Here is a 15011-nt window from a genome sequence, read left to right as displayed (position 1 = left end):
ACATGGTCGACGTTGCAGATACCGCGTCGCGGGCCGGGTTTCCCGGCTCGCGCCGCCGCTCAGACCCGGGCCGCACCCGCGAGGCGCTGACTGGCCTTGGCCTGCTCTCGCCCGCGCTGGTGCTCATGATCGCCATGCTTGCGCTGCCGGTGGCAGCGCTGGTGCTTCTCAGCTTCTGGACACAATCGGGCTTCTCGATCGACACCACGCCCACGCTGGCCAATTACCGCCGGCTCATCGAACCCTCCGAGCGCGGGGTCGAGTGGATGGGCATGACCTTCCACCTCGCCTATCCGGTGCCGGCGATCCTGATGATCAAGTCGCTGGTGATGTCGCTGACGGCGACTGTGGCGGTGATCCTGCTCGCCTATCCGATGGCCTATTTCCTGGCCTTCCGCGTGGTGCGCAACAAGGCGGTCTGGATCATCCTGCTCACCGTGCCGTTCTGGACGAGCTACCTCTTGCGCGTCTTCTCGTGGAAGGTCGTGCTGGGCTTCAACGGGGCGATCAACTCCGGGCTCATCTCGCTGGGCATCATCGACCAGCCGCTCGACTTTCTGCTCTACAACCCCGGCGCGGTGATGATCACGCTGGCCCATAGCTGGGTGAGCTTCATCGTGCTGCCCATCTACGTGAGCCTCGAGAAGATCGACCGCTCGATGCTGGAAGCGGCGAGCGACCTTGGCGACAGCAAGTGGAAGCGCTTCCGCCGTATCACCCTGCCGCTGTCGATGCCCGGCACCATCTCGGCGGCGCTGCTCGTCTTCATCCCGACGGTGGGCGATTACGTGACGCCGCAACTCGTGGGCGGCCCGGGCGGCACCATGATCGGCAGCCTGGTGCAGAAGCTCTTCACCAATCAGAACGACGCGCCGATGGGCGCCGCCGTGAGCCTGGTGATGATGCTGATCATCGGGGCGCTGGTGCTGATCTTCCTCACCCTCATCGGCTATTGGCGCATGCGCGCGCGGAGGGCGACATGATCGGCGGCTGGGGCTTTCGCATCTATGCGATGTTCTTCATCGCCTTCATCTACGGGCCGGTGCTGATCCTGCCGCTGTTCAGCGTGAACGCCAGCAACTTCGCCACCTTCCCGATGGCCGGCTTCACGCTGGAGCATTACGCCAGCCTCTGGGGCCAGAAGCCGCTGATCGCGGCGCTGCTCAACTCGCTGCGCATCGGGCTGGGGGTGTCGATCCTCGCGACGGTGCTCGCCCTGCCCGCGGCCATCGCCGTGACCCGCTTCCGCTTTCCCGGCAAGCCGGCGGTGATGTCGTTCATGATGCTGCCGCTGGTGATCCCCTCCATCGTGCTGGCGGTGGCGCTGCTGGTGATCGTGCTGCGCTTTCTCGGCATCCCGCTCTCGCTATGGACGGTGGCGGCCGGGCATATCGTCATCTGCATGCCCTTCTGCATGTCGGTGCTGATCTCGCGGCTCGAAGGCTTCGACGCGGCGCTGGAAGAGGCGAGCCGCGACCTTGGCTGCTCGCCGATGCAAACCTTCTGGCGCGTGACCTTCCCGCTGGCACTGCCGGGGGTGATCTCCTCGCTTCTGCTCGCCTTCATCATCTCGTTCGATGAATTCGTGGTGGCGTTCTTCCTGACGGGGACGCAAAGCACGCTGCCCGTCTACCTCTACTCGCAACTGCGCTTCCCCAATTCCCTGCCGGGCACGCTCGCGCTGGGATCGTTGATCCTCGTCGCCTCGACCATTCTGGTCGTTCTGGCAGAGGTGATCCGCCGCCGGGGCGTGGCCTCGGACAACCCCGGAGATCTCTGACATGGACGGCACCCAGGCGGCAGCCAACCCGCTGATCCGCATCGACCGCATCACCAAAAGCTTCGGCACCTTCACGGCGCTGCGCGGCATCGACTTCGATATCGGACGCGGCGAGTTCTTCTCGCTGCTCGGGGCCTCTGGCTGCGGCAAGACCACGCTTCTGCGCATCCTCGCCGGCATTGAGCAGCCCACCACCGGGCGCCTGCTGATCGACGATCAGGACATGGCGGGCGTGCCGGCCAACCGGCGGCCCACCAACATGGTGTTCCAGAGCTACGCCATCTTCCCGCACCTGAACGTGGAAGAGAACATCGGCTACGGGCTGAAAAACCTGAAGCTCGGCCGCGAAGAGACAGAGCGCCGCATCACCGAGGCGCTCGCGCTAGTGAAGCTCGACGGCTACGCCAAGCGCAACTCCCACGCCCTCTCAGGCGGGCAGCGGCAGCGGGTGGCGCTGGCGCGGGCGCTGGTGATGCGGCCCAAGGTGCTGCTGCTCGACGAGCCGCTCTCGGCGCTCGACAAGAAACTGCGCGAAGAGATGCAGCTGGAGCTGCGCGCCATGCAGCGCAGCCTCGGCATCACCTTCGTCTTCGTGACCCACGACCAGGAAGAGGCGATGACGCTGTCCGACCGGATCGCCATCGTCTCCGCCGGCCAAGTCCTGCAGATCGGATCGCCGCAGGAACTCTATGAGCGCCCCGCCAGCCGCGAGGTGGCGGAGTTCCTTGGCTCGATGAACCTCCTCCCCGCCCGTATGGTGCGCGAGAGCGCCGACGGGCTGGCCGATCTCGACGGCGGCGCGCTGGGCGCGCTGACAGGCACAAACCCCGCCGATGCCGCGGCGCCGGCCGGCTCGGAGGTGCTGCTGGCGCTCCGCCCCGAGCGCATGACGCTGGCCGCCGGCCAGCAGGCGGGCGGGGCCAATGCGCTGGCAGGCAAGGTGGAGGAGGCGGTCTATCTCGGCGACCGCATCCACTACCTGATCGGTGTGCCAGGGCTCGAAAAGCCCCTCCGCGCCGTCGCCCCCAACGACAGCAGCCTCATCCACCCGCTCGGCACGCCTGTCACGGTGAGCTGGCCCGACGATGGGGGCCTCGTGCTGGCGAGTTAGCGGGGCGGAAAGGGCTTTACAGGCGCGCCGATCCATAGCTGGCTCGTGGGCAACACCCTGCGAGGAGGATAGCTCATGGAATTTCACGTCTGGCTGGCGTTCGCGTCGGCATCCATCGCGCTTCTGCTGATCCCCGGGCCGACGGTGCTGCTCGTCCTCAGCTACGCCATCAGCCAGGGCCGGCGCGTGGCGCTGGCGACCGTAGCGGGGGTGGCGCTGGGCGATCTGGTGGCGATGTCGGCCTCGCTGGCAGGGCTGGGCGCGCTCGTGCTCGCTTCGGCCGAGCTCTTCACGCTGCTGAAATGGGTTGGCGCGGCCTATCTCGTCTACCTCGGCATCCGGCTGTTTCGCAGCGCGCCCGAAGCGTCGCTGGGCCAGCTGGAGGGCACGCCCACCGCGACGCCCCGCAAGGTCTTCGCCCATGCGGCGGCGGTGACGGCGCTGAACCCCAAGTCGATCGTCTTCTTCATCGCTTTCGTGCCGCAGTTCATCAACCCGGGCGCGCGCCTGGCCCCGCAATTCGGCCTTCTGGTCGCGACCTTCGTGGGCCTCGCGGCCATCAACGCCCTCGCCTATGCCCTGCTCGCCGACCGGCTGCGCGCCCGGATCGCACGCCCCTCCGTGTTACCCGTGCTGACGCGAATCGGCGGCGGGGCCCTCGTGGCGATGGGTGTGGCGACGGCGGCGTTCCGGCGGGCTTAGGGGCGACGCTTGGCGCTCACCTGGGTTCGGAGAGGTGCACCCAGACCTCGGCATCCGGTTCGTGTTCGGCCCGGGTGCCATCGGTGGTTGCTCCCAGACGCGTCGCAACTGCTTGCGACCGGTGGTTCCCGCAATCGATGTAGCTGACCAACTGGCTGATCCCATGCGCCTCGTACGCCCAGCGACGAACCGCCCGCCCGGCTTCGGTTGCGTAGCCATTGCCTTCGGCGCCGTCGAAGAGGTGCCAGGCCAGCTCAACCCGAGGCCAATTCGAGTGCTTGAGTAGCCCCACCCGGCCTAGCGGTGCGGTTTGCCCGTGTTCAGCCAGCGTAAAGAACCCAAAGCCGTGCCACTGCCAGTGACCGATCCCGGTCATGAAGCCGAACCAGGCTTGGTCCTCGCTGATCGTTTCCCCCTGAGCCTGCATCCTCGGAGACGAGGTCATGAACCGGGTAAACTCGGGCAGATCGCTGCGCAGCGGGCCGCGAAGAACGAGGCGTTCCGTTTCGAGGACTGGCGCAGAGGTCAGAGGGTCGGTCATTGGAGAATCCGATTGGGCATTGGTTCGGGGACCATAGCTCGGATTGGCACGGTCGACACAATCTTCGGTCGGCGAATGGAAGTCGGGAGAGTCCGTGGAGCCATCCCTCAGGTGTGGCGTTTTACGGCACCAGCCGCGCGGCAACGAAGTGAGCGCGCGTTGCAATGTCAGTACGTGGTAGCTCGATCAGTTCATAGCCAAGCGCAACATAGGTCTCGCGCATAACGGCACAGGTGGATTGTGCCTCGGCGCGGCTTTGCTTGCGCTCATCGTCCTTCGTGAAGATCTCTTCCCAATAGGGGGCCAGAAAGACGCGTCGGTTATAGCTGCTGGCCCGGGCGGCAGCACTGACGCCGGGCGGTACCGGGAGCTCGCAGAGCGTCAGATAGCCCAGGATGTCGGGAATGCCGCGGTCGAAGATCACGGGGCCCGAGAGTGCTTCTGCGGCGCGGTGGGCACGCAGGTCACGCTCCAGCATCCGCTCGGCGTAGGCTGTGCGATCCGCCCAGGGGAGGGCATCTCCGTCACTCGCCACCTCCTCACGAATGATCGCGCGGCCGGATTCGGGGATCGTGTGAAAGCCGCGGCGGGCGAGCTCGGTGATCAGGCTGGTCTTCCCCGCACTTGGGCCGCCCGTCACGACGAAGAAATGCTCGCTCATCGGCCATCCTCGGTTGTGCAAGGGGGAAGGGCTGCGCAGCGGCCAACACGCCGAAAAGCGCGGATCGCGGCAGCCTGGAAATTCGCAGGGTAAACAGCACACGGCTGCGTGACAGAGGCAAAACCTCTGACGAGAAAGGCAGACCTACCTGGTGCTTTTCAGTAGGGGGTTGGTGGAGCCTAGGGGGATCGAACCCCTGACCTCTTGCATGCCATGCAAGCGCTCTCCCAGCTGAGCTAAGGCCCCGTTCCGTGCGCCCTTGCGAGCGCGTGCCGCTCTCTAAGAGACGGCCAAGGCGAGATCAAGTAGAAAATCCCGCCCTCGTACGGCGGCCCCGAACGGGCCGCCGGAAAGGCCCGGCGCTTGCGCGCGCCGGACCGCCAGATCAGTCTTCATCGTCCTTGCTGGCAACGTCGCCGAGATCTTCGAACGAGACCGAATCGTCGTCGTCGTCATCTTCCTCGAGCACGTCATCGCCGAGATCGACATCTTCTTCCTCGTCGTCCTCGATCAGCAGGTCGTCGCCGTCCTTATCCTTGGCGGCGGCCTTCTTCGTCTGCGCATCCTCGGCATCGGCCACCATGGTGCGGCTCTTGGCGGCATCGACGGTGACGGTCTGGCCCGTGTAGGGGCTGACGATCGGGTTGCGGTTCATGTCGTAGAAGCGCTTGCCCGTGGTCGGGCAGACGCGCTTGGTTCCCCATTCTTCCTTGGGCATGGTGATCCTCATAATTCTGCGGCTGGCAACCAGCGGCGACTCAGGTGGCGCCGGGTCTTGCGACGGATTCAGCGCCTCTGCCATATGCATGACATGGTGTCAAAACCTTTGGCCAAAGGCGGGTCCCTCATGAGTCATCACGTTTTGCCCGGCGACCCGCCGGTGAAGGTGGCGCTGAAGCGCTCGGCCCGCGCGCGGCGCTACACGCTGCGCGTCAGCCGCACCACGGGCGAGGCCGTGCTGACGCTGCCAACGCGGGCGAGGGAGGCCGACGGGCTGGCCTTCGTGGCCGAGCGCGAGAGCTGGCTGCGCCGCCAGCTCGCCGATTGCGCGCCCGAGCTGCGGCCCGTGCCGGGCGGGGCGATCCCGTTCAAGGGCCGCGAGGTGCAGCTGCAGCCGACGAAGGTGCGGCGGGTGACCGAGGCCGAGGGCGCCCTGCTGGTACCGCAGGACCCGGCTCTGCTGGCGCCGCTCCTTGCCGCCTTCCTGAAGGAGGAGGCGCGGGCGGCGCTGGTGGAGGCCTCAGAGCGCTATGCCGCCGCGCTGGGGGTGCGCTTCGGGCGGGTCACCTTGCGCGACACGCGCTCGCGCTGGGGCTCGTGCACGGCGAAGGGCGACCTGATGTACTCGTGGCGGTTGATCCTCGCGCCACCGGCGGTGCTGGATTACGTCGCCGCCCACGAGGTGGCGCATCTGCGCGAGATGAACCACTCGCCGGCCTTCTGGTCGCTGGTGGCGCAGATCTGCCCGGGAGAGGCGGCGCAGCGCGACTGGCTGAAGCGCCATGGCGCCGATCTGCACCGACTGCGGCTATAGCCGCCAGAGTGACGCATTGACCGGCCCGCCGGCTGTGATCACAGTACCGCATGGCTCTCACAGCCCGCCCGCAACCGCCGCGTCTGACAGAGACGCCCCGCCCGCCGGAGATCACCGGCGCGGCGCATGACCGCGTGTACCGGGCGCTGCGCAGCCAGATCATGCATGGCGAGATCGCCCCCGGCCAGTCGCTCACCCTGCGCGGCATCGGCAAGAGCTTCGACGTCTCGATGACCCCGGCGCGAGAGGCGGTGCGGCGGTTGGTGGCGGAAGGGGCGCTGTCGCTCTCGGCGTCGGGCCGCGTCTCGACGCCCGCATTGTCAAACGAACGGATCGAGGAGCTGGCGACGCTGCGCGCGCTGTTGGAGCCGGAGCTCGCCAGCCGCGCCCTGCCCCGCGCCCATTTCGCGCTGATCGACCGGCTGGAGGCGATCAACGCCTCGGTCAGCCAGATGGTGGGGCGCCACGATGCCTCGGGTTATTTGCGCACCAATCTGGAATTTCACCGCACGCTCTATCTGCGCGCCCAGGCCCCCGCGATTCTGGCGATGGCCGAAACGGTCTGGCTGCAGCTGGGCCCGACGATGCGCGCCCTCTACGCGCGCCTGCGCCGCACCGAGCCGCCGCAGCACCACCGGCTGATCCTCGCCGCGCTGCAGGCCGGCGACGAGCCGGGGCTGCGGCTGGCGATCCGGGCAGACGTGACGCAGGGGCTGCGGATGCTGAAGGGATAGAACCTTTCGGAGTCGTTGAGCCTTGAAACGGTGAGGCTCAGCATACCCGCGCAGGGCGAGGGAGGAGCGGCGAGGGTGGCGGGGTGAACCCAGCCCTACGGGGCCCATGCCCGAGGCGCAGCTATCAACTCTCCGACAGCTTCACTCGCAGCTCGCGCAGCACCGGCAGAAGCTGGCGCACCTTGTCCTCGCCGACGCGCCGCGTGATGTCGCTCATCAGCGGCACGATGGCGGTCACCGCGTTGTCCCGCGCCGTCCGGCCGGCGGGCGAGAGCGAGACAAGCTTGCGGCGGGCATCGTCCCAATCGGGGCGCACATGCACCCAGCCGTTCCATTCCAGCTTCGACAGCGTGTTGGTCATCGCGCCGCGGGTGAGGTGGAACGTCCGCGCCAGCTGCGCCGGAGTGCGCTCGCCGCCATGGGTGGCGAGATGGTTGAGCACCGAGAATTGCGATAGCTCCATGCCGCGCGGCAGCACCTTGGTCAGCTGGGCGCGGCTGAGCTGGTCGACCGTCAGGATCTCGCTGATCAGCGCAATCGCGAGATTCTCCGTCACCTCGCTCACCCGGCCGGCCCTTCGAAGGCGCGATCATGCGTCAGCGCCGGCAGCTTGCCGCGCGCCTCGGCGACCTTGGCGAGGTCGAGATCGACGATATGCACGCCGGGTTCCTCCCCGGCATCCAGCAACACCTCGCCCCAAGGCGCCACGGCCAGCGAATGGCCGTAGGAGCGGCGGGGCCGCCCGCGCGAACCTTCGTGCGCGCCGGTCTGCGCCGCGGCCAGCACGAAGGCGCCGCATTCGATGGCGCGGGCGCGCAGCAGTACCTCCCAATGGCCCGGCCCGGTGCCGGGCGAGAAGGCGGCGGGCACCAGCAGCACCTCGGCCCCGGCTTGCACCAGCGCGCGATGCAGATGCGGGAAGCGCACGTCGTAGCAGATGGTCAGGCCGAGCTTGGCGAGCGGCGTCTCGGCCACCACTGCCCGGTCGCCGGGCCGGTAGCCAGCGCTCTCGCGATAGGTCTCGGTTTCCGAGACCTGCACGTCGAACATGTGGATCTTGTCGTAGCGCGCCGCGATCTCACCCTCGGGCGAGATCAGGAACGCGCGGTTGGCGAAGCGGCCATCCTCGTCGCGCGTCTTGAGCGCCAGCGAGCCGATGGTCAGCCACAGCCCATGCTCCGCCGCCGCCTCGCGCAGGCCGGCGAGGGTCGCGTCGTCCTCCTCCAGCGCCAGCACCTCCTGCTGGTGCGTGCGCGAGGCCGAGACGCAATTGGTCACCTCCGGCGTGCAGACAAGCTCCGCCCCGCCCGCCTTCGCCTCGGCGATCATGGCGCGGGCGGCGGCGAGGTTCTCCGCCGGCTGGTCGGAGGAGCACATCTGCAGGAGGGCGGCCTTCACGCGGCCAGCAGCCCGTCGAGCTTGCCGGAGCGGTCGAGCGCGAAGAGATCGTCGCAGCCGCCGATGGGCGTGCCGTCGATGAAGATCTGCGGCACGGTCATGCCGCCGCCTGAGCGCTGGATCATCTCGGCGCGCCGGTCGGGATGGGCGGCGATGTCGACCTCGGCAAAGCTGGCGCCCTTCTGGGTGAGCAGCCGTTTCGCGGCATGGCAGAAGCCGCAGGTGGGCTTGGTGTAGATTTCAACGTTTTTCATTGGGGCCTCCTGAGGGGGGATAGCCTCAATCTAGGCATCCTTTGCCGTCCGGGCCAGCGTGAGCGTGCAAACCTCTTTTGCACCCGCAGCAAGAAGGGCACGTGTCGCCGCCGAAAGCGTCGCGCCCGTGGTGAGCACATCGTCGACCAGCAGCACCCGCCGGCCCTTCACCGGTGCGGCCCGGCGCGGATGCGCGGCGATGGCGCCGGCGAGCGCGGCTTCGCGGGCCGGTCGGCTCAGCCCCTCCAGCTTGGGCGTGGGCGCGGGGCGGATCAGCGCGTCGGGCAAGACCTGCAGGCCCAGCTCGCGGCCCAGCGCCTGCGCCAGCAGCGCCGCCTGATTGTAGCGCCGCGCCCAGAGGCGGCGCCAGTGCAGCGGCACGGGCACCACGAGCGCGCCCTCGGGCGAGAGTGGCGGCGCCACGCGCGCCAGCCAGGCGCCGAAGGGGCGGGCCAGCTCGGCCCGGTCATGCGCCTTGAAGGCCAGCACCAGCCGGGCGCCGGTATCGCGGTAGAGCAGCACGGAGCGCCCACGCGCCCAGGGCGGGCGGTCGGCGAGGCAGGCATCGCAGAGCACCGCCAGACCCTCCGGCTCTTCCCCCGGCAGGGGCAGGCCGCAGGCGTCGCAGACGAGGCCCGAGATCAGATGCGCCTCGCTCCAGCAGGCGGCGCACAGGCCGAAGCCCTCGGCCGTCAGGCCGCCGCAGGCCACGCAGGCCGGCGGGTAGATCAGATCGGCCAAGGCTTGCATCCGCCCCATCGCCGCCGCATCTCCCATCACATGAGCCTAACCGACCGCACCGCCCTCGCCCGCCAGCGTTCCCGCGCCGCCCGCGCGCCTGCCCTCTTCCTGCAGGAGGAGGCGGCCAACGACGTTCAGGAGAGGGTCGCCGAGGTTAACAGGGCGTTTACGTCGCCCGCCGTCGTGACGCCCTGGCCGGAGCTCTGGGCGGCGCGCATGCCCGGCGCCAAGCTCATCCCCGATGGTGAGACGCTGGACCTGACCGAAGGCTCGCACGACCTCGTTATCCATGCGCTCAGCCTGCACTGGGCCGACGACCCGCTCGGCCAGATCATCCAGTGCGCCCGGGCGCTCAAGCCCGACGGCCTGTTCATCGCAAGCTTCTTCGGCGGCGAGACGCTCGCCCCGCTTCGCGCCGCGCTGGCCGAGGCGGAGGCGGCGGTGACCGGCGGCGCCAGCCCCCGCGTGCTGCCGATGGCAGAGGTGCGGCAGGCCGGGGCGCTGCTGCAGCGGGCCGGGCTCGCCCTGCCGGTGGCCGATCTCACGCCCTTCACTGTCAGCTATTCCGACCCGCTGGCCCTGATGCGCGACCTGCGCGCCATGGGTGAGGGCAATGCCCTGGCCCAGCGCCTGCGCCAGCCCACAAGGCGCGAGGTGATCGCCCGCGCCGCCGCGCTCATGCAGCAGGATGCCGATGACGAGGGCCGCATCACCGCCCGGTTCGAGATGATCACCCTCACCGCCTGGTCGCCCGGCCCCGGCCAGCAGCAGCCCATGCGCCCCGGCTCGGCCACCACCCGGCTGGAGGATGCGCTTCGTGCCGCGCGGGAAGAGGGGGGCAAAGATTGATCCCGGCGCCGCTTGCCGCGTATTGAGGCCCGACAGGAGGCCCATCCCATGCGTCAGCTCCCCCCCGATCACCCGAAGATACCTTCGGCGAAGACCGGCATTCTCCTCGCCAATCTCGGCACGCCGGATGCGACCGATTACTGGTCGATGCGCCGGTACCTTTCGGAATTCCTCTCCGACAAGCGCGTCGTCGATTACCCGGCCTGGCTATGGCAGCCGATCCTGCAGGGGCCGATCCTGGCTCGCCGCCCGTCGAAGAGCGGCGCCAATTACAAGATGATCTGGAACAAAGAGGCCAACGAGAGCCCGCTGATGACGATCACAAAGGCGCAGACGGCGGCCATCGCCGACTGGGCCGAGCATCGCTACGGCGACAAGGTGATGGTCGATTTCGCCATGCGCTACGGCAACCCCTCGACCCGCTCGGTCGTGCGCAAGATGATCGGGGCCGGGTGCTCGCGGCTGCTCTTCTTCCCGCTCTATCCGCATTACGCCGGTGCCACTGTGGCGACGGCCAATGACGAGCTGTTCCGCAGCATGATGAAGGAGAAGTGGCAGCCGACCCTGCGTATCGTGCCGCCCTATTTCGACGAGGCCGATTACATCGCCGCGCTGGCCAATTCCGTGCGGGCCGGGCTGGAGGGCAAGGAGATCGACATCCTGCTCTGCTCATACCACGGCCTGCCGGAGCGCTACCTGCGCGAGGGCGACCCCTACCATTGCCAGTGCCAGAAAACGACGCGCCTGCTGCGCGAAGAGCTGGGCTGGGCGCCCGAGAAGATCATGACGACCTTCCAGTCGAAATTCGGGCCCGAGGAATGGCTCCAGCCCTATACGGTGGAAGAGGTCGCCAAGCAGGCAAAGGCCGGCAACAAGCGTGTCGCCATCGTCGCCCCTGCCTTCAGCGCCGATTGCATCGAAACGCTGGAAGAGATCCAGGGCGAGATCGCCGAGAGCTTCGAGCACGCGGGCGGCGAGAGCTTCACCTATATCCCCTGCCTCAATGCGGGCGACGAGCACATCAGCGTGCTGACCCGCCTGATCGAGACGAATCTGGCCGGCTGGACTTTGAGCTAGACTGCCTCAGCCGGCGGGGCCGCCAGCCTCGCCGGCGCTATCGTCGTCGCCGCCATTTGCCAGAATGAAGAGCACGACGCCCGCGAGCGCCAGCATCAGCGGGCGGGCCTGATGGTCGAAGCCAGCGGTCTCTTCCACCACCTGCGGCGGGGCGGCGGGCACCTCATCGGCCAGCGCGGGCGCAGCAGCGCCGGCGGCGAGAGTGAGGGCGAGAGTGGCGGAGATCAGGCGAGACATGGGCGACCTTTCGGTTGGGCTTGGGCCCGAGGGTTCGGGACCAATCTGCGCCCTTTGCCGCCTCAGATCAACATGACCTGGGTGCCCACGGGCGTCAGCTCGAAGAGCTCGGCGATGTGCTCGTTGTAGAGCCCGATGCAGCCGTTCGAGCTGGGGCGCCCAATCTTGCGCGTGTCATGCGTGCCGTGGATGCGGTAATACTGCCACGACAGGTAAAGCGCGAAGGGCCCCAGCGGGTTGGTCGGGTCGCCGCCTTCCACCACCGAGGGCCACTCGGGGTTACGCTCGAGCATCGAGGGCGTCGGCCGCCAGGTGGGGGCAACGACCTTTTGTGTGACCGAGCACTCACCGCGGCGCGTCAGTTCTTCCGACGCGGGCACCGAGGTGGGGTAGAGCCGGTAGATGCTCTGATCGGCGTTCCAGAAATGCAGGGCGCGGCTGCGGATATCCACGAGGATGGCTGCCGGCGCGGTGTTGCTGAAGTAATCCTGCCAGTTCAGCGTACGGAAGCTGGAGACGTTGCGCACGACGCTCTGGCTGATCTCGCCCTCGATGACGGTCGAGTTCGACATAGCGGTGCTCTGGCCGAAGGCGGCGCTGCCTGCAGCGGTGGCGGCGGCCCCGGCGGCGGAGGCCATGAAACGACGGCGCGACAATGCGGTGGAGGGCGACTTGCCCATGGGCTGCTCCTTGAGGTCTTGTGGCGACTCTTGAGGCCCTCATACCGCGCGGGCGCCTTGCAGGTAAACGCTCGGCACCGCTTTCACCGCAAAGTGAGGCACCGCTCGGCCAAGTGCCGCCGAGAGGGCATTTGAACCGGCCCGCGCCGCGAGGTAAGGAGCCGGGACAAATCTTGGAGACAGCTCATGCAGCGCCGATCCTTCGTGCTCGCCCTGCCCGCCCTGGCCCTCGCGGCCTGTGCCCGCCCGAATGTCGGCGCCGATGGCCTGCCGCCGCCGCAGATCTACGACATCACGCCCGAGGTCGAGGCCGGCATCCCGTTTCGCTTTCTCGACGGGCTGAACACGCTGCGCGGCGCCGCGGGCGCGCCGCCGGTGCAGCTCGACGCGCAGCTCAACGCCGCCGCCGCCACGCATTCGCGCGACATGGCGCTGCAGAACCGGCCCTGGCATTTCGGCTCTGACGGCTCGTCGCCGCTCGACCGGCTGAACCGGGTGGGCTACGTCGGCTCGCTCATTGGCGAGACCATCTCGGAGAGCTACGAGACCGAGCTGGAAACGCTCGCCGCCTGGGCCGAGGCGCCCGAGACGCGCGAAGTGCTGCTCGACCGGCGCGCCACCCGCGTGGGGCTCGCCTGGTTCCAGGAGCCGTCAGGCAAGCTGTGGTGGACGATGGTGCTGGGCGCCTGAGCGCCCGGCCCCTCCGCTAGATGCGCAAACGGGCCCCCTTGGGGGCCCGATGTCGTTTCGGCTGAGCCGTTTGATCAGGGCAGCAGCGTGATCTGCGTACCGGGCTGCACGGCGGCGTAGATCTCCTCGATCTCCTCATCCGAGACGGCGATGCAGCCGGCTGTCCAGTCGCGCTGGCCGACGAACTCCTTAGGCGTGCCGTGGATGAAGATGTCGCCTCCGGGGCTGCGCCCCATCGAGGCGGCGAAGGCCCTGTCTTGCGCGTCGGGGTAGGAGATGCCGACCGAGAGGTGATAGCGGCTGTCGGGGTTGTGCCGGTCGATCCAGTACACGCCCTCGGGCGTCTTGCCGTCGCCCTCGAACTGCTTGTGGCCCTCGGGCGAGAAGCCAAGCTGGAAGTTGTAGGTGCGCACCGCAGAGTTGCCGCTGAGAAGAAACAGCCGGCGGTCGGTCTTCGAGACCAGAAGCTGGGTGACTTCAGGCCCCGTGTAAGCGCGGAATTTGCTCGCGCAGCCGGCGAGGCTGGTGGCGCCCGCCGCGGCTGACGCGGCCAGAAAGGTGCGTCGGTTCAACATATACTGCCTTTGATGCCGGTTTTCCGGTCTACTGCTCGCGGCGGTGTGTATCGCGCCTTCGTGAGTCGGCCAAATGCCGGATGCGTGAGCGGCGCAGATCAGCGGCTGGCGCGTGTCGCCAATTCAACATGCGGGCTCCAGCGGAACTGATCGACCACCGTAACCGGGCCAAGCGAGAAGCCGGCCTCGGCCAGCCGGGCCGCATCGCGGGCGAAGGTCACCGGGTTGCATGAGACCAGCGCAACGGTGGAGAGCGAGGAGGCCGCGATCTCGGCCATCTGCGCCTCCGCCCCAGCACGCGGCGGGTCGATGACGGCGGCGTCGTAGCGGCTCAGCTCGTCGGGCAGCAGCGGGCGGCGGAAGAGATCGCGCGCCTCGGTGGTGACCCGGTGCAGCCCCGGCGCGGCGCGCCAGCCGGCATCGAGCGCGCGGAGCATGGCAGCCTCTCCCTCGACGGCATGGACCTCGGCCCGCTCGGCCAGCGGCAGGCTGAAGGTGCCGCAGCCGGCGAAGAGGTCGACGATGCGCTTCGCGCCTTCCGTCGCCGCCAGCACCTCGGTGAGCAGCGCTGCCTCGCCCTCGCGGGTGGCCTGGAGGAAGGCGCCGGGCGGCGGCGCCACGCGGGCGCGGCCCATGGGCTGGTCGGGCGCATGCAGCTCGGCCACCACCTCGCCCTCCCATGCGATACGCGACAGGCCATGGGCGGCGGCGAGGGCCGGCAGCTCCATGCGCAGGGCGGCATCGAGCGGGCGACCGCCCTCGACCAGCACATCGGGGCCGGCGGGGCTGTCTGTCACCGTCAGCGACACCTCGCTCTTGCGGCTGGCGGCGAGGCGGGTGAGCGCCTCCAGCGCCGGCAGGGTGGCGCGCAGCCGGTCGGTAACGAGCTGGCACTCGGGCACCGCGGTGATCTGATCGGAGGCGCGGGCATGGAAGCCCACGAGCGCGCCACCCTTCGTCTTGCGGCCCGAAAAGCGGGCGCGGCGGCGCGAGCGGGGCGGCGAGGTGACGGGGCCGCGCAGCTCGGCCTCCAGCCCCTGGGCGGCCAGCGCCCGCTCGACGATGCCAAGCTTCCACCCCGCCACGAAGGGGTCGGAGGCATGCTGCATGGCGCAGCCGCCGCAGGTCTTGAAATGACGGCAGGGCGGCGAGACGCGGTCGACCGAGGGCTCGACGATGCGCGGGGTGCCCTCGGTCGGCTCGACCAGCTCGCCGGGCAGCACGCGCGGCAGCAGCGAGCCATCCTCGGCCCGGCCCATCCCGGTGAGCGTGAGAGTTTCGATGCGCAGCGCCATGGCGCCGGCCTGTCGGGCAGCGGGGCGGGGAAGTCAAGCTCGGCGGGTCGGTTGGAGGTCGGCTGGGGTACCGAGGGCGCCGCTCAATCCCAGCCCGGTGCGCGCCAAAGGCGCAGGGCGAGCGCCGGCCCGTCCCGCGGGCTGGCGCTCTG

At 68.7% G+C, this 15011-nt stretch carries 20 protein-coding genes and 1 tRNA gene; 9 read left to right on the top strand and 12 right to left on the bottom strand.

Going from position 1 to position 15011, the window contains the following annotated elements; all coding sequences use genetic code 11:
* The first annotated feature begins 2 nt into the window (after positions 1–2).
* The 4 genes from ACXN5S_RS02455 (at position 3) to ACXN5S_RS02440 (ending at position 3593) form a co-directional block, all read left to right on the top strand.
* Positions 3–983, top strand: a complete 981-nt coding sequence (locus ACXN5S_RS02455) for an ABC transporter permease (RefSeq protein WP_458603793.1) — start codon at positions 3–5, stop codon at positions 981–983.
* Positions 980–1780: an ABC transporter permease gene (locus tag ACXN5S_RS02450; RefSeq protein WP_458603792.1), complete on the top strand. Its 801-nt coding sequence runs from the start codon at positions 980–982 to the stop codon at positions 1778–1780. The genes ACXN5S_RS02455 and ACXN5S_RS02450 overlap by 4 nt, the downstream gene beginning before the upstream one ends.
* A gap of 1 nt (position 1781) precedes the next feature.
* Positions 1782–2891, top strand: a complete 1110-nt coding sequence (locus tag ACXN5S_RS02445; protein WP_458603791.1) for an ABC transporter ATP-binding protein — start codon at positions 1782–1784, stop codon at positions 2889–2891.
* A 75-nt stretch (positions 2892–2966) separates the two neighbouring features.
* Positions 2967–3593: a LysE family translocator gene (locus tag ACXN5S_RS02440; protein WP_458603790.1), complete on the top strand. Its 627-nt coding sequence runs from the start codon at positions 2967–2969 to the stop codon at positions 3591–3593.
* Positions 3594–3609: 16 nt separating this feature from the next.
* On the opposite strand, the gene ACXN5S_RS02435 is transcribed toward ACXN5S_RS02440, so the two are convergent.
* The 4 genes from ACXN5S_RS02435 to ACXN5S_RS02420 form a co-directional block, all read right to left on the bottom strand.
* Positions 3610–4134, bottom strand: a complete 525-nt coding sequence (locus ACXN5S_RS02435) for a GNAT family N-acetyltransferase (RefSeq protein WP_458603789.1) — start codon at positions 4132–4134, stop codon at positions 3610–3612.
* Between the two features lie 121 nt (positions 4135–4255).
* Entirely contained in the window at positions 4256–4795 is a 540-nt protein-coding gene (locus ACXN5S_RS02430; RefSeq protein WP_458603788.1) for an AAA family ATPase, read from the bottom strand.
* 170 nt (positions 4796–4965) lie between these two features.
* A tRNA-Ala gene (locus tag ACXN5S_RS02425) sits at positions 4966–5041 on the bottom strand.
* A 139-nt stretch (positions 5042–5180) separates the two neighbouring features.
* Positions 5181–5513, bottom strand: a complete 333-nt coding sequence (locus ACXN5S_RS02420; protein ID WP_458603787.1) for a TIGR02300 family protein — start codon at positions 5511–5513, stop codon at positions 5181–5183.
* A 129-nt stretch (positions 5514–5642) separates the two neighbouring features.
* Between ACXN5S_RS02420 and ACXN5S_RS02415 the strand changes: the two genes are divergently transcribed.
* Together ACXN5S_RS02415 and ACXN5S_RS02410 are read left to right on the top strand one after the other, a co-directional pair.
* On the top strand, positions 5643–6329 hold the full coding sequence (locus ACXN5S_RS02415) for a M48 family metallopeptidase (RefSeq protein WP_458603786.1): 687 nt from the start codon (positions 5643–5645) through the stop codon (positions 6327–6329).
* 50 nt (positions 6330–6379) lie between these two features.
* On the top strand, positions 6380–7063 hold the full coding sequence (locus ACXN5S_RS02410; protein WP_458603785.1) for a GntR family transcriptional regulator: 684 nt from the start codon (positions 6380–6382) through the stop codon (positions 7061–7063).
* Positions 7064–7187: 124 nt separating this feature from the next.
* Here ACXN5S_RS02410 and ACXN5S_RS02405 read toward each other — a convergent pair whose 3' ends face one another.
* From ACXN5S_RS02405 to ACXN5S_RS02390, 4 genes are read right to left on the bottom strand one after another with little or no spacing between them, the layout of a single operon-like run.
* Complete coding sequence (locus ACXN5S_RS02405; RefSeq protein WP_458603784.1) at positions 7188–7628, bottom strand: MarR family winged helix-turn-helix transcriptional regulator; 441 nt, start codon at positions 7626–7628, stop codon at positions 7188–7190.
* Positions 7625–8461 (bottom strand): carbon-nitrogen hydrolase family protein, encoded by an 837-nt coding sequence (locus tag ACXN5S_RS02400; RefSeq protein ID WP_458603783.1) that lies wholly within the window; start codon positions 8459–8461, stop codon positions 7625–7627. Before ACXN5S_RS02400 ends, ACXN5S_RS02405 begins: the two co-directional genes overlap by 4 nt.
* Complete coding sequence (gene grxC / locus ACXN5S_RS02395) at positions 8458–8715, bottom strand: glutaredoxin 3 (protein WP_458603782.1); 258 nt, start codon at positions 8713–8715, stop codon at positions 8458–8460. Before grxC ends, ACXN5S_RS02400 begins: the two co-directional genes overlap by 4 nt.
* Before the next feature lie 30 nt (positions 8716–8745).
* On the bottom strand, positions 8746–9465 hold the full coding sequence (locus ACXN5S_RS02390; RefSeq protein WP_458604073.1) for a ComF family protein: 720 nt from the start codon (positions 9463–9465) through the stop codon (positions 8746–8748).
* A 30-nt stretch (positions 9466–9495) separates the two neighbouring features.
* Here ACXN5S_RS02390 and ACXN5S_RS02385 point away from each other — a divergent pair, with 30 nt between their 5' ends.
* Positions 9496–10305 (top strand): methyltransferase domain-containing protein, encoded by an 810-nt coding sequence (locus tag ACXN5S_RS02385; RefSeq protein ID WP_458603781.1) that lies wholly within the window; start codon positions 9496–9498, stop codon positions 10303–10305.
* Positions 10306–10353: 48 nt separating this feature from the next.
* Positions 10354–11382 (top strand): ferrochelatase, encoded by a 1029-nt coding sequence (hemH, locus tag ACXN5S_RS02380; protein WP_458603780.1) that lies wholly within the window; start codon positions 10354–10356, stop codon positions 11380–11382.
* Between the two features lie 6 nt (positions 11383–11388).
* On the opposite strand, the gene ACXN5S_RS02375 is transcribed toward hemH, so the two are convergent.
* Together ACXN5S_RS02375 and ACXN5S_RS02370 are read right to left on the bottom strand one after the other, a co-directional pair.
* Positions 11389–11619 (bottom strand): hypothetical protein, encoded by a 231-nt coding sequence (locus ACXN5S_RS02375; RefSeq protein ID WP_458603779.1) that lies wholly within the window; start codon positions 11617–11619, stop codon positions 11389–11391.
* A 62-nt stretch (positions 11620–11681) separates the two neighbouring features.
* The gene (locus ACXN5S_RS02370; protein WP_458603778.1) at positions 11682–12299 is read right to left on the bottom strand and encodes a L,D-transpeptidase; all 618 of its coding nucleotides are present in this window, start codon (positions 12297–12299) and stop codon (positions 11682–11684) included.
* Positions 12300–12485: 186 nt separating this feature from the next.
* On the opposite strand from ACXN5S_RS02370, the gene dalA reads away from it, so the two are divergent.
* Positions 12486–12989 carry a divisome-associated lipoprotein DalA gene (gene dalA / locus ACXN5S_RS02365; protein ID WP_458603777.1) on the top strand — a complete coding sequence of 168 codons (504 nt, stop codon included), beginning with the start codon at positions 12486–12488 and terminating at the stop codon, positions 12987–12989.
* Positions 12990–13063: 74 nt separating this feature from the next.
* Here the strand turns inward: dalA and ACXN5S_RS02360 are convergent, their stop codons facing one another.
* Both ACXN5S_RS02360 and ACXN5S_RS02355 read right to left on the bottom strand, forming a co-directional pair.
* Positions 13064–13564 (bottom strand): L,D-transpeptidase family protein, encoded by a 501-nt coding sequence (locus ACXN5S_RS02360; RefSeq protein ID WP_458603776.1) that lies wholly within the window; start codon positions 13562–13564, stop codon positions 13064–13066.
* A gap of 98 nt (positions 13565–13662) precedes the next feature.
* A complete protein-coding gene (locus ACXN5S_RS02355; protein WP_458603775.1) occupies positions 13663–14859 on the bottom strand; it encodes a class I SAM-dependent RNA methyltransferase in 1197 nt (398 codons plus the stop codon).
* Positions 14860–15011: the final 152 nt, after the last annotated feature.

The organism is Pseudoroseicyclus sp. H15 (assembly GCF_054353345.1).
This window is presented reverse-complemented; position numbering and strand designations above follow the sequence as displayed.